Genomic DNA, 13,363 nt, shown 5'->3' with positions numbered 1-13,363 from the left:
TTATTATCCCGGGGATTCAAACAGGAATGGATTTCCAGGAGGTAAGTTTTTATCGGAATATCTGAAAAAAACTTTAGTATCCCGCCTTAAATTTCATCACAATGAGCGCAATATAATGAATTAAGAAACCCTTAATCTGCTTTTGTTAAAATCAATTTTTTTGAACGTTGATAAATGCTGGATTTCTAGAAATGATTGTACTGTATGTTCCCTTTGCGCGCGCAGAAGCGGGTGATCTTGTCGCAGGAATGGATGAGTGGTTAAGGAACCATCTACCAAATAGTGCTGAATCTATTCGAGTTGTTTACTTTGGAGAGCCGCTTAAATTGGCTCTGCTTTATGAACCACTTCAGGTGTACATTTGCGCTCATGGCTATGCGAATTCCAGTCTGGAGGTAGGAAACCATAAAAATTACACCCAGGCTTTGCGTATTAGTGCGGAGAAAGTTGCTCAGCGCTTTAATTATGATTTTTTACTAGTTCATCATAGAATTTGTTCAATTCATGTCTATTGCTGTGGAGAAAGCCGTAAAAATTCGGCTATCGCCTCGCAGTTGACCGAAGATTTACAATTATTTGAATGCCGTATCGTTTCATATAGCGGCATACTGACCGTTCCAGATATGAATGGAACGCAATGGAGCCTGGATGGGAATTCGAGAGTTCCTGTTGGTTTTACCGCCCGTGAACTGAAATCAAAATCTCTGGCAGCAAACTCGGACTCAGATAGAGTCCTGATTACCAAAAGCTCCTCTCTTTGGTGGAGAGACTCTCAGGAGTCTCGGAAAATGTCTTTTTTTATGCACCAGAAATTAGATCGAAAACGAAAGTTTGAGGATGTATATCATTCAGAGCAATCCGCTTTATCAGCCTCGCTTTGATTAATCTGGTCAAGCTATTCTAAATGAAGGGAAGGATTATTCCTGCTTAGCGAAGAAACTGCTCGCGGCTGAATTTCACTCGTTCTTCTACGGGCTCCTTACAGGCAGCAGCTCGGGCCTCAATAGCCCGATAGCGTTTTAATCCGCCCTCGCGATTGGCGATTTGAATATTTAATCCAGGCCTGGCGTTCAGCTCGAGCATTAAAGGGCCGTGATCTTTATCGAGGACAATATCAACGCCCAGATAACCTAAACCGGTGAGTTCATAGCAACTGGCCGCTATCTCCAGAATTTTTTGCCAATAAGGCACTTCAATGCCGACAATCGGCATCATGGTATCGGGGTGAAAATCGATAGCATCATTATGAAAAACTCCTCCCAGGGTTTTTCCAGTACCGAGATTGATTCCGGCACCTATTGCCCCCTGATGCAAATTGGCCTTTCCACCTGATTGACGCGTCGGCAAACGTACCATAGCCATTGCCGGATATCCCAATAACGTGATAATCCGTATATCGGGGATCCCCTCATAACTGACTTCTTTAAAGATGGGATCAACCACTACGCGATGTTCAACAATGGCATAATCAGCGTGCCCTCCCAGGCTATAAGCTCCAGAAAGCAGACAGGACAAATGGTAATCCATTTCCTGATTAGTCAATAACTTGCCATTAATTTGACGATAGCGTCCAAAAACGCGATCAGTAATTACAAGAATGCCATCTCCGCCGGCGCCATGAGCCGGTTTAATTACAAAGTCTTTATAGGGTTCGAGAATGGAATCCAGCTGCCTTATCTGATGTTCTGTTTCAATAATTTCATAAAGCTGCGGCACCGCTATTCCTGCGGCAACCGCGAGACGCTTGGTTTTTAGTTTGTCATCGACCAGAGGATAGCGTTTTCTTTCGTTGTATTTGAGAACAAAATCGCTGTTTCGTTGATTAATACTTAAAACATGTCCCTGTTTGAGCCGCCTGTAAATTCCAAACATTAATGTTCCCCAGCCAATGCCTTGAAGCGGAACAATTCAAACAGCCGGTAACCACGATATTGACCAAAAAGTAAAATCAAAGCCAGCAACACTAGCAATAATTCAGGAAAGGCAAATACAAGATACTGGAGTGGAGGATAATTCATAGCGCCAAAAGCAATTACTGCCGCCACAAGACTGCCAACGCCGGCTCTTATTGCTTCGGAGGCACCGCGCTCATCCCAGGTGATACACATCCGCTCAATAGTCATTGTGAGAATAACCATTGGGAATAAGGCAACCGACAAGCCCGACTCCAGGCCTAGATTCTGGCTCATGACGCTGACAAAGATCATCAGAAGAATGACAACCGTTAGAATCGCCGCGAGACGCGGAACCAATAATAGTTTGAGTTGATCGAGATAAAAGCGCGCCAGTAACCCAAAGGAGACGATGAATACAAAGAGTACAATCCCCCATATGACATGGGTTTCACGAAATGCCAGAGCAATCAGAACAGGCATGAAAGTACCGAAAGTTTTCAACCCAATAAAATTGCGCAGCAGTAATATTATAAAAGCACCAATTGGCACAGTGAGTAAAATCTTGTAAGTCTCCTGTACATTAACCGGCAACTGCAGCAGGGAAAAGCGCAGCAATTGCGAGTCGGTTTGCAAACCGCGGGTTTTAGCAATAGATAAGGCATTGATAGGAGTCGGCGACACAGTCAGATTAAAACTGGCTTTTTTGCCGCCATTGACCTCAAATAGAGGTTCTGATCCATACTGCCAGACCAGAAAAGTCTTTGGCAAACCTGTACCGCCAGTGCGGGGGTTGATGTAAAACCATTCCTTGTCGTTGTATACGGCCATGAACAATTTAAACTCGGCATGGCTTTGCTGATTGAGGTAAATCCCTTTAACCGGCATTGCATATATCTTTGCCTGATTGAGGATTAAAATAGCCGCTTTGATCACATTCTCTTCGTTAAACTCAGGACCCACCAATAATTTGGCATTTCCATCTTTTTTATTCAGCTCTTTTATTGTTTCTTGAGCAAAGGTCTGGATATCTGCCGACGTTGGGCGAACAATATTCGAAATCGTATCAACAGCCGATTTCTGATTTTCATCCAGCACCTGCGCCTTAACCATTGGCGGCTTGGGCAAAACAGATTCATTGTTATCCGTCTCACGAAAAATGGCACGATAATATAAGGATTGCGCACCATGCCCGCGGCGAAGCGACCAAACGGTCTGACGGTTATAGCCCTTCAAATTGGTCGTTACCCCATAATTATGAGAAACGAAGTACTCATCCAGAATGGCATAATAAGGCGGCAGATAGGGAATTATGAAGCTGGCTTTTACTGGTGCATTTTTGTCGGCCGTGAAACGTAAATTTGACTCGACCATCCAGCTATTGACCGTTTCGGTGTCCGTCAGAGGAACATCAAGAATAAAATGCCGGTATAGAAAAAGACCTGTACCCAATAAAAACAAACAGAGAATTAAACCATAAACATGACGTTGATTAGACTTCATTCTTGTCCTACTTACCCATTTTTATTCTAAATGCTGAGGAAGGGTCTACCAGACCTGAAAACGCATTGATGGCATCTCTACCTAGTAGAAGCGGATAAATAAATCGTTTGCGGTTAGTCAGATTGACCGGGATCTGCTGCTCAACATTTCCCATCCGAATACGCATTAAGACCACCGGCCGCCTGATGGGCTCGAGTTTGCCAGCCAGATGCTCTCCGGCTCTGACCTTGATTCTGACTTTGCCCAGATATTCGGCGACAAAATCAACATTGCCTTGCTTGCTGGGTACGGTGAATTGCAAATATTGCTTACCATCCTTGACAATCGGCTGAATATTAATGGCGCTTAGAGAGGCTGATTTTGCTCCCGTATCCAGCTTGGCGGAAACCGTTAGATTTTTATCAACCAGCAGCGCTTTTTCAACATAGCCATACACGATTTTTTTTTCAGCTGCCATGAGGGAACCCGACATTAAGGTAAACATCAAAACACTCAAAAACCACGATCTCATTAATTTCCTTGCTGTAAATAAGGGGCCTGCCATTTGATGAGGAACAAGCCATTAAAGCCTGCTTAAATAGTAGCATCTTTGACTCGGCTCGCCCAGCCTTTAATAAAAAAACCGGACTGCTCGCTTTTGGAAAAGAATTAGCCAATATTAACCAGATGAAAGGATACCAGTCCGCCAACCAGCGCGGTAATCAGATAGAATATCAGCGTTTTCAGACGCTGACGGCCGCGGAGTAAAATGCATAAGGCAGTAAGCACAATCACTGCCGGATAAGTTAACTGAAGAATTGGGGAAAGAAAAGCGGCAATGCCCTTAAAATCCAGTAGTGAAATGGCAAATGCCGTTAAGCTGGTCAAACATAGAAAAAAAGGAAACTTATCCTCTTGCTTAAACAGCGAGCAAAGGTAACGCGCAAACAAATTATTCAGAGCCACTGCAGTAGTCAAGCAAGAAAAAAACATAGTGATTGCCATAAACAAAGTGGCTTTATCACCCATGGCGTAGGACGCTATTGCCGGCAACATCAGCTCCGGGGAAACATCGCCAATCAAACTGGAGTAATGTGCACCCAAATAGACCAGCCCTAGATAGATGATTGCCAGGAGACCGGCCCCAATGATGCTCGGTTTAATGGCAAAGCCGATGATTTCTCTGGAAGATGCATTAGGAAATTGCTGTTGAATCTGCTGGAAAATTAAAGCAGAAAAAAAGAAAGAGGCAAACAGGTCCATCGTTTGATAGCCGGTTACAAAACCGTTATTAAAAGCAGCCAATGCCGCCGTATTACCTCCCGCCTGAGGCGATTTCCACATTGCCACACCAATCAGAACGACAAGGGTCAATAATAAAAGCGGACTCATCCATTTTCCAAGCAGTTTGACCATAATGCGATCATTTAAACAGAAAAAGAAGGTTATCAGGCAAAATGCCAGACTAAAGGGCATCAGGGAGATTTTTGGAAACAGGTAATTAACACTGCCATAGGCTACTGTTATGCAGCGTGGAACTACACCAAAAGATCCTAATAAAGCCAACATAATTAAAGGAAGCAAGACGCCTGCTGTCTTCCCAGCCTCAGAGAAAAACCGCTGATAGCTGCCCTGGTAAAGCTTAATCACAAACAAGCCCATCAGCGGCAAAAAAATGCCGGTCAGCAAAAGTCCGGCAAATCCCATTAACCAATTACTTTCGCCCGCATATCCGATTTGCAAGGGGAAAACCAGATTTCCTGAGCCAAAAAACATTACAAAGATGGCAAATCCGTAGATAAAAATTGATTTGTAATTCTGCATTAAGTTCTCCTTCATGCGGGTTTGAGCGAGATAAGTTCAGCTGTGGTTATCCGTTAACAGGCCACAAAGGCCACATGGAGAAAGTCGAATTGTGAACAGAGAACATCAGAACTTGTCATCAGGAAAGAGAACTTCTTGTCAAAATACCGTTTTATCATACAAAAGCCAGAAAAAATGTTTAATAATGTTACAGACTTTCTCCTTTATACACAGTTTTGCAAGTTTTGGCAAGCATTATCGGCTTGCGGCTGTCTATAGAATCTGATTTCCGGACTTTGGAATATGTCCGCTGGGTCCAGTGTTTCTATATGAGTCTTCTGGATCCCTCGGACAAGCCGAGGGACGTAGGGAGAGGGATTTCCCTACGTTCTGCGGATTATCCCTGAGAGATGGTCTCAAACTTTAACTATCCTGTAAGAGCCTAGGTACCCCTAAGAACCTACGTACCCCTAAGAGCCTACGTACCCCGCTTTATGCGGGGTACCCATAAAAATCGTAGTGAGTTTTAAAATGCTTTTGCCAATCAGACGCATTGCCTGGATACCGCGCATAGGAACAACGCTTAAGCAAACAACCCTAAAAGCTGTCGGATCACCTGATTAAGAAAGAGAAGATAGACGGCAAAGCCTAGATAGGCGAGCAAAATAAGCAGTCCATCCTTTTCTACCAGCCCCAGGCCAAAACAAATAATCAGAGCTGCGAAAACAAAATTGCTAAGAGGAATCGGGAGCAGTAATAATAAACTTAAAAAAAGAAGGCAAAGCCCGTGGATACGCTCGGCAATGCCGGAGAAAAAAAATAACAACCGCGGTTTAAGCAGCCGCTCGATGTGTAATAAATAAGGCCTTGTCCTGGCAAGCACTTTCTCCAAGGTGTCAATAGCAACAGTCTGGCTAGCCAGGCGGGCAGGTAACCACAGGCTTTTTCTGCCAATAATTAAATGCAGGGCGATAAAAACAATTGGCAAACCAAACACAAAAGAAAATCCGGGAATAATTGAAATAGGCAAACCACTGGGCAAAGCAAACAGAATAGTGATTAAGCCAAAAGCGCGCTCTCCCATTGAGTGAATCAATTCCCCATAACTAATCGATTTCTCTGTTTTATGAGCTGAAACAATTTTTCTCAATAATTGAGAAACCGATTCTTTTTTTCTGGCTTTTTTAATTGCCGGTTTTTTCTGAGCCTTTACCAAAACTCGCTCCATTAAGCGCACTGTGCTTATAGCTATAACTAAAATAGATGACTAATCCAATAGCCATCCAGATTACAAAACGTAACAATGACAGGGTAGGAAGATTAATCAGTAAATATAAACAGGAGATCACCCCCAGAATGGGAACGACTGGCATAAATGGCGTTCTGAATGGTCTTGGCAAATCCGGATGAGTGTATCGCATCACAATGACCCCGATACAGACAGTGATGAATGCGAACAAGGTTCCAATATTCACCAGCTCCGCCAGTTCACTAATCGGCAGTAAGGCGGCAATAAGCGACATTAAAATACCACAGATAATTATAATTCTAACCGGAGCTTTGGTTTTAGGCGAAGTCTTTGCAAAAAATCGCGGCAATAAACCGTCTCTGGACATCGCCAGAACAATTCTTGTTAGACCATAGAATAGCACCAGCATCACAGTGGTTAGTCCCGCTACTGCACCCACACCGATAAATCCGGCAGCGGTCCGGTAGCCCAGCAACAGCATCGCGTGCGTTACAGGCGAAGAAACATTCAGGTCAGGATAGGGAACAATGCCGGTCAGCAGTCCTGAAACAATAATATAAAATAAGGTACAAAGAATTAATGAGCCCAGAATACCAACCGGCAGATCGCGTTGCGGATTGATTGCTTCCTCGGCTGCCGTGGAAACCGCGTCAAATCCGATGTAGGCAAAAAATATCAATGCGCCGCCCTGAACCACGCCTTCCCAGCCGAAAGGTAAAAAAGGCGACCAGTTGGCAGGATTGACATTGGAACTGGCAATAATGATAAAGAGACAAAGAACGGCCAATTTCACAAAAACCATTAAATTATTGACCCGCGTGCTCGACTTGATTCCTATACTCAGCAACAGCATTAAAAACAAAATAATCGACATGGACAGCACATTAAATACACCGCCGCTTTGCGGAGCATGCAGCAGATCCGCAGGAACTATAATGTGCATCGCTTTCAGCAGGTCGTTAAAATACCCGCTCCAGCCGACGGAAACAGCTGGAACAGAAATCGCATACTCGAGAATGAGATCCCAACCGACAATCCAGGCCACTAATTCACCAAACCCGGTGTAGGCATAGCCATAGGCACTGCCGCAGCCCCCTACTGCCGCCGCGAGCTCTGCATAGGAATACGCTGAAAAAGCACAGGCCAAACCCGCCAGAATATAAGAGAAAACAATACCTGGCCCCGCGTGTGTGGCAGCCACAATACCGGTCAGAACAAAAATTCCTGCGCCGATAATCGCGCCCACGCCCAGAAACACTAAATCCAGCGCAGACAGGCATCGGGCCAGGCGGGAGGACTCATCCTCCGATTCGGAATTAACCGCTTTTTTACGAAACAAGTCCATGTTAGTATGCTCTTAATAAATAACAATTTTACTAATGGTGATTAAGCTACGCACCCGAATTCAATTCACTGTAGCATTAAACAAGTGCTGGCTGAACCCCTTCATTTCAATATCAAATGAATCGTTTACTATTTTTACTAATTTCAGGCCTATCTACGGCAGCTCATGCCGGCGAAACGTCTTCATCCTGTGAAGGTCTTCCTTATTTGATACATAAAACATGCCAGCGTTTGCATAAGATATGGACTGAAGGCAGCAATGAGCTATACGGAACCGGCTATGCCTGGCACAACCGCTACACTTACGACAAAGAGCGCCTGAAAACTTATAATGAACAGGCCTGGGGCGGAGGTCTTGGAAAAGGGTTCTATGATGAAGACAACGATTGGCATGGTCTATACGCGATAGCATTTCTTGATTCGCATAAAAACATTGAACCAGCGTTAGGCTATGCTTTTTTAAAAGTGGCGCATTTGAGCGAAAACCTGCGGCTTGGCGGTGGTTACAGCGTACTGGTCACTGCCCGGCCTGATATTTTCAAGGGCATCCCATTTCCAGGCGTCCTCCCCTGGCTATCCATCAATTATCGCCATGCCAGCATTGGAGCGACTTACATCCCCGGCGCGCAGGGCGCCGGCAACGTCTTGTTTATATTTGGGAAGTGGACCTTTGAAAAACTCTGAGCGGATTCGCTGCGCCTGGTGTCAGAAAGATGAGCTATACCAACGCTATCATGATGAAGAATGGGGTGTTCCCCTTAAAAATCGCGACAAACTTTTTGAAATGATTGTCCTGGAAAGTATGCAGGCAGGCTTGAGCTGGCATATTATTCTGAAACGACGCGAAATAATGCGTAAGGCGTTTTATAATTTTTCTCCCGAACGCCTGGCGGCTTTAAGTGATAATGAGCTAATCACATTTCTGAGTAATGAGGAATTAATTCGTAATCGGCTCAAAATTTTTTCAATCAGGAAAAATGCACAGGCATTTCTGCGTATCGAAGAAACACAATCTATTGTTGATTACCTCTGGCAATTTACCAACGGACAGGTTATTGTCAATAAAAGGCATGATTTATCCGAGATTCCCACTGAATCCAGCGAATCTCGTGCTATGGCCAGACAAATGCGTAAAGATGGGTTTGCCTTCCTCGGTCCTACCAGCTGCTATGCATTTATGCAGTCCGTTGGCATGGTTAATGACCATATGCGCTCTTGTTATCGTTATAATGAACTTATTGAACAAGCTGACACTTGATTTGTCAGAATAGATTCGCTAAGATAAATGTCTTGCCCAAAAATAGTACAAACTGCCCGTATGATTTTCTGAAGGGATAGAATGCGTTAAAGTCAGGAAATGAGCTGAATCATGCTAATTTATCACTCAACGAGGATATGTTATGTCTGTAGAAGGAATAGTTGGATCCTTAGCCTCACAAAAACGCCATGTTTCTGAATGGAATAAGCAAGATACCATATGGGTGCTGGGTCTTTATGGCACCGCCATTGGGGCAGGAACCTTATTTCTTCCTATTAACGCCGGTTTACATGGCATCTGGCCGCTGATTATCATGGCTTTGCTGGCTTTCCCGATGACTTATTTTTCCCATCAGGCACTCTGCCGTTTTGTTTTGTCAGGCTCGGGCAAAAGCAGTGATATTACGGAAGTGGTCGATGAGCATTTTGGCTCACGGGCAGGACGTATTCTTACCCTGCTGTATTTTTTTACTATTTACCCTATCCTGCTGATGTATAGTGTAGCCATTACCAATACAACGCAAAGCTTTTTATTAAACCAAATGGGAGTTACTCCACCGCCACGCTCACTGATAGCGCTGGTGCTCGTCCTGGCGTTGATGGCCATCGTTCGCTTTGGTCAGCAAATGATCGTACGCTCGATGAGTCTATTGGTTTATCCTTTCGTCACCGTTCTCATTCTTTTGTCTCTTTATCTTATTCCGCACTGGAATAGTGCTATTTTTGCAGAGAGCAGCAGCTTAAGCGAGGTTGCCGCCAGCAGCAGCTTCTGGAAAACACTGTGGCTGGTGATTCCTGTGATGGTATTTTCTTTTAATCACACGCCGATCATCTCTTCATTCGCCGTTGCTCAGAAACAGCGCTACTCTACTGAAGCTGACCAAAAAAGCTCGTCCATTTTAAAATACAGTCATCTAATGATGGTGGCCACTGTCATGTTTTTTGTATTCAGCTGTGTACTTAGCCTTTCACCCCAGGATCTGATTCTCGCCAAACAACAAAATATTTCCATTTTGTCCTATTTAGCCAATCATTTTAAAACCCCAGTGATTGCCTACATCGCTCCTTTTATTGCCTTTATTGCGATTTCAAAATCCTTTCTCGGGCATTACCTTGGCGCCAGCGAAGGCTTGCAGGGATTAATTGTCAAGGGATTACAAAAACGAAACAGGGATATTGCCCATAATAAAATACAACTGGCCATTGAAGTGTTTATGATTATCACTTGCTGGCTGGTGGCGACCGTCAATCCCAGTATTCTGGGCATGATAGAAACCTTGGGAGGTCCAGTCATTGCAATCATACTATTCTTAATGCCTATGTATGCCATTGCCAAAATTCCTGTCTTGAAAAAGTATAAGCAACCTTTTATCAATACCTTTGTGATAACGATGGGGCTAATCGCTATTTCAGCCATTCTTTATAGTCTGATCTAAATAACTCCGCCTGTTGTGCCCTGCTCTTCAGGCGTCTTTTTTAACCCTTGAGCGAAACATCCATGCTTAGTTTTGATTTAATCACACTTGAACATGCTATTCTGAAGACAAAAAATCCCCTGGAATACCCGAATGCAGTGTCCCTGGATACATTATTATCTCATAGCGACTATCAATCGAATCTGCCAGAAGGTCAGCATTATGCGCTTCGCCTGGCCATCCGTGAGCAGGCCTATAAGGCAGTCGATAGTCTGCTTAGTCTCCCAAATATGAGCCAAAGCATTACCCCTTCCTTCAATCTGATCATTAGGGAAGCACTGGATTCAACTGACGACATGGTCTATTTACTTGCCCGGCAACCTGCCATCCAGGCAAATATAAATAGGTCAACAGATCAGTGGATAGGTCTTATAGAAAAGAAAGATATTACTGAAATACGCAGCCTCTTTAATCAAGTACTATCTCCGTCTAATGACAGCCTCATTAACCATACTGGCAAGCACAGATTTTTCCCGCAGGCTTCAAGCAAACCACAGACATTGGCAGAGACAGTATATGAAATGTTCACTTCCTGTATGCCTTCATTCAATGGCTTAAATGGTTTCAATGACTAGCAGCAAAAAAGCTCATAGAAATAATTATCACAAGTTAGCTGCTTGTTTTCCTCTGAGAGCTATTGATGTCTATCAGGCTAAAGAGCCTGCTTGAGAAACGAACTGGGTTGGTGATTTTGTTCAAATTATGCTAAGTTTAGGAAAAAACAGCAAGGAATTCAGGATGAAAACGTTTCTCGAGCAGGCTTATTTGTATCGCAAATACCATCAGGAAAAAACCACGCTTTACACTCATCTGGCGGGCGTTCCATTAATTATATTCAGCCTGATGATTTTTTTTGGCTACTTTCATGTAATTGTACCTGGAGTTTTTGATATCACGCTGGCAGAAATTTTGACCGTTGCCGTATTAATTTATTACTTCAAATTAAACTGGCGCCTGACCTTGCTTCTATTACCTGTGCTGGCGATTTTATTGTGGATTAGCGCGGTTCTAAGTGCTCCAGGGCCTACCGGACTCAACTTATGGATTTTCATACTCTGCTTTGTTATTGGCTGGATCCTGCAATTGGCAGGCCATTTCATGGAAGGCAGCAAACCTGCTTTCATGACCAATGTGCAGCAGGCTCTGGTGGCTCCTCTGTTCTTGGTTGCAGAGCTTTGTTTTATGGCAGGCTATCTGCCTAAATTGCGCGATGAACTGCATGGCACCGAACCTGTAGTAGTTGCAGAGCCGGCCCCAACCTCTGTTCACACTCAGGAAGAAGTCATTATAAAAGATACAAAAAATCCGCCGGAGATTTAACATCCAACTTCTACGTCTTCCGTTCATCCAACTTCTACGTCCTCCGCTTCATCCAACTTCTACGTCCTCCGCCTCATGCGGAGGATCCGGAAATCCCGATAGATCGACTCGATCCCTCATGAACAAGAAGCAGGCTGACAATAACTTCCAAAACACACGCCCTAGTATTTATAACCATAATCCTGCTCTTGCTCTGGCTCCGGATCGTCTTTCATCTCCGATAACCTTAACTTATAGTGACCAGAGCTATAGCCAGTTTCGGCAACATTTTCCTGAGCAATTAATTCTTTATTCTGCAAGACTTGCGCCTCTTCACTCAAATTACTGAGCTGCTCCCATAATCCATCCAGAGAGTCGGATATCTCCTGGCTGGTAATAGAGCCCTCCTGTAATGCAAGCCCGTTCTCATAAATGTAATTTTGCAGTTCAGCAAGCCTGGGTGATAAAGCTTCCTGCACATCGCTATCCAAAGCTTCAAATTGCTTTTGCATCATTTGCACATGATTATTCAGGAACATCAACTGATACGTGGCTTGCATCTCAGGTGAAGTCATCTCCAAAGCTTCTTCATGGACTTTCTGCAAATCAACAACCGGGCTGGCATGGAAATAATGCGTATCCCCTTCCTGTCGATACCCCTTCCATTGCATTTGGGTGGGAGGAATCAGAAACTCACGCTCATTGGGATACGCGGATAAAGGTGCAATGCATTTTCCCTTGACGTCAGTATAAGTGATTGCAATTTTATCGACGAATCGTTCTGCAGGCATTTCAGCGGAACTGATAAAATTGCGCTCAATACTGACTCCGCCTGTCTCCGCGAGTTCAATACGCTGCTTCAGTGCATCCTCGCTATACACACTTTCGTAACGAAAGGTTCCCGGAATAGTAACTTCCTGCGCTTTAGACAGGCCGCTGGCGCTCATTACCGCATGCAGGATAACATCTCGTATCCATTCGGGTCTGTCTTCAAACTCATAGGTACCGCGAGTCAGCGCATTGATATTTTTATAATAATCCTGAGAGGTATAAAGATTGAGGGCCATCATTTCGGCATAATTGAGTTCGCGAAGCGCGCCGGTTTTATCATTGGCTCGAAACAGTTCTTCACTTGGGAAAACATTCTCTATATCCGGTTTATATTGCGAATGATTATAAATATATTCTTCATATTTTTTAAAATCGGGCGGCTTGAATTCCAAATGCTCAAAATTGGCATGCGTCAGGATTTTGGTCAGTTCAAGCTGCGTCCCATCATCAAAAATAATCTGGAACTCCCCGTCACTATTTTTTATATAAAAATCTTCCAATGCCAGCAATTTCTGCGAGAGCAACTCGAGTTGATAGGTATAAGTATTTTTTGGCAATGGGCCCGCGACAGGTAGATAGTCTTCGGTCTGGTTACAAAGACTCTTGAGCGCGTCAACAACATCAGTCACTTTCGCTGCTTCAAAAGCAGGTTTAACAGCAGAGGGCGGGCTGTCCTTCGGATTTGCAGCCATTATCATTACTCAAACAGCTTGGTAATAACTATAGTGTAG

13 protein-coding genes are annotated in these 13,363 nt (G+C 44.0%); 6 read left to right on the top strand and 7 right to left on the bottom strand.

Features of this window, described 5'->3' with window-relative positions; genetic code table 11:
• Positions 1 to 191 precede the first annotated feature (191 nt).
• Positions 192 to 881, top strand: a complete 690-nt coding sequence (locus DYH61_RS00290) for a hypothetical protein (protein WP_058506867.1) — start codon at positions 192 to 194, stop codon at positions 879 to 881.
• 46 nt (positions 882 to 927) lie between these two features.
• Here DYH61_RS00290 and DYH61_RS00285 read toward each other — a convergent pair whose 3' ends face one another.
• The 6 genes from DYH61_RS00285 to DYH61_RS00260 form a co-directional block, all read right to left on the bottom strand.
• A complete protein-coding gene (locus tag DYH61_RS00285; protein ID WP_058506868.1) occupies positions 928 to 1,872 on the bottom strand; it encodes an alpha-L-glutamate ligase-like protein in 945 nt (314 codons plus the stop codon).
• On the bottom strand, positions 1,872 to 3,395 hold the full coding sequence (locus DYH61_RS00280) for an inactive transglutaminase family protein (protein WP_058506869.1): 1,524 nt from the start codon (positions 3,393 to 3,395) through the stop codon (positions 1,872 to 1,874). The genes DYH61_RS00285 and DYH61_RS00280 overlap by 1 nt, the downstream gene beginning before the upstream one ends.
• A 7-nt stretch (positions 3,396 to 3,402) precedes the next feature.
• The gene (locus tag DYH61_RS00275; RefSeq protein ID WP_058506870.1) at positions 3,403 to 3,906 is read right to left on the bottom strand and encodes an ATP-dependent zinc protease family protein; all 504 of its coding nucleotides are present in this window, start codon (positions 3,904 to 3,906) and stop codon (positions 3,403 to 3,405) included.
• A 137-nt stretch (positions 3,907 to 4,043) separates the two neighbouring features.
• Complete coding sequence (locus DYH61_RS00270; RefSeq protein ID WP_058506871.1) at positions 4,044 to 5,198, bottom strand: branched-chain amino acid transport system II carrier protein; 1,155 nt, start codon at positions 5,196 to 5,198, stop codon at positions 4,044 to 4,046.
• 562 nt (positions 5,199 to 5,760) lie between these two features.
• Entirely contained in the window at positions 5,761 to 6,393 is a 633-nt protein-coding gene (locus DYH61_RS00265) for an exopolysaccharide biosynthesis protein (RefSeq protein WP_234999820.1), read from the bottom strand.
• Positions 6,362 to 7,771, bottom strand: coding sequence for an amino acid permease (locus DYH61_RS00260; RefSeq protein ID WP_058506873.1), 1,410 nt, complete (start codon positions 7,769 to 7,771; stop codon positions 6,362 to 6,364). Before DYH61_RS00260 ends, DYH61_RS00265 begins: the two co-directional genes overlap by 32 nt.
• Positions 7,772 to 7,887: 116 nt before the next feature.
• Between DYH61_RS00260 and pagP the strand changes: the two genes are divergently transcribed.
• The 5 genes from pagP to DYH61_RS00235 all read left to right on the top strand — a co-directional run bounded on the left by pagP (position 7,888) and on the right by DYH61_RS00235 (position 11,822).
• Positions 7,888 to 8,454, top strand: coding sequence for a lipid IV(A) palmitoyltransferase PagP (pagP, locus tag DYH61_RS00255; protein ID WP_058506874.1), 567 nt, complete (start codon positions 7,888 to 7,890; stop codon positions 8,452 to 8,454).
• Complete coding sequence (locus DYH61_RS00250) at positions 8,441 to 9,028, top strand: DNA-3-methyladenine glycosylase I (RefSeq protein WP_058506875.1); 588 nt, start codon at positions 8,441 to 8,443, stop codon at positions 9,026 to 9,028. Before pagP ends, DYH61_RS00250 begins: the two co-directional genes overlap by 14 nt.
• Before the next feature lie 142 nt (positions 9,029 to 9,170).
• Positions 9,171 to 10,463 carry a serine/threonine transporter gene (locus tag DYH61_RS00245; RefSeq protein ID WP_058506876.1) on the top strand — a complete coding sequence of 431 codons (1,293 nt, stop codon included), beginning with the start codon at positions 9,171 to 9,173 and terminating at the stop codon, positions 10,461 to 10,463.
• Positions 10,464 to 10,525: 62 nt separating this feature from the next.
• Positions 10,526 to 11,077: a hypothetical protein gene (locus DYH61_RS00240; protein ID WP_058506877.1), complete on the top strand. Its 552-nt coding sequence runs from the start codon at positions 10,526 to 10,528 to the stop codon at positions 11,075 to 11,077.
• 163 nt (positions 11,078 to 11,240) lie between these two features.
• Positions 11,241 to 11,822, top strand: coding sequence for an Mpo1 family 2-hydroxy fatty acid dioxygenase (locus tag DYH61_RS00235; protein ID WP_058506878.1), 582 nt, complete (start codon positions 11,241 to 11,243; stop codon positions 11,820 to 11,822).
• A gap of 161 nt (positions 11,823 to 11,983) precedes the next feature.
• Here DYH61_RS00235 and DYH61_RS00230 read toward each other — a convergent pair whose 3' ends face one another.
• Complete coding sequence (locus DYH61_RS00230) at positions 11,984 to 13,324, bottom strand: ADP-ribosyltransferase family protein (RefSeq protein WP_058506879.1); 1,341 nt, start codon at positions 13,322 to 13,324, stop codon at positions 11,984 to 11,986.
• Positions 13,325 to 13,363: the final 39 nt, after the last annotated feature.

This window comes from Legionella quinlivanii (genome assembly GCF_900461555.1).
Classification (GTDB): domain Bacteria; phylum Pseudomonadota; class Gammaproteobacteria; order Legionellales; family Legionellaceae; genus Legionella_C; species Legionella_C quinlivanii.
This window is presented reverse-complemented; position numbering and strand designations above follow the sequence as displayed.

Coding starts and splice junctions, on each gene's coding strand:
- DYH61_RS00275 (WP_058506870.1), bottom strand. CDS start 3,906: ATGAGATCGTGGTTTTTGAGTGTTTTGATGTTTACCTTAATGTCGGGT.
- DYH61_RS00245 (WP_058506876.1), top strand. CDS start 9,171: ATGTCTGTAGAAGGAATAGTTGGATCCTTAGCCTCACAAAAACGCCAT.
- DYH61_RS00285 (WP_058506868.1), bottom strand. CDS start 1,872: ATGTTTGGAATTTACAGGCGGCTCAAACAGGGACATGTTTTAAGTATT.
- DYH61_RS00280 (WP_058506869.1), bottom strand. CDS start 3,395: ATGAAGTCTAATCAACGTCATGTTTATGGTTTAATTCTCTGTTTGTTT.
- DYH61_RS00270 (WP_058506871.1), bottom strand. CDS start 5,198: ATGCAGAATTACAAATCAATTTTTATCTACGGATTTGCCATCTTTGTA.
- pagP (WP_058506874.1), top strand. CDS start 7,888: ATGAATCGTTTACTATTTTTACTAATTTCAGGCCTATCTACGGCAGCT.
- DYH61_RS00235 (WP_058506878.1), top strand. CDS start 11,241: ATGAAAACGTTTCTCGAGCAGGCTTATTTGTATCGCAAATACCATCAG.
- DYH61_RS00230 (WP_058506879.1), bottom strand. CDS start 13,324: ATGGCTGCAAATCCGAAGGACAGCCCGCCCTCTGCTGTTAAACCTGCT.
- DYH61_RS00260 (WP_058506873.1), bottom strand. CDS start 7,771: ATGGACTTGTTTCGTAAAAAAGCGGTTAATTCCGAATCGGAGGATGAG.
- DYH61_RS00290 (WP_058506867.1), top strand. CDS start 192: ATGATTGTACTGTATGTTCCCTTTGCGCGCGCAGAAGCGGGTGATCTT.
- DYH61_RS00240 (WP_058506877.1), top strand. CDS start 10,526: ATGCTTAGTTTTGATTTAATCACACTTGAACATGCTATTCTGAAGACA.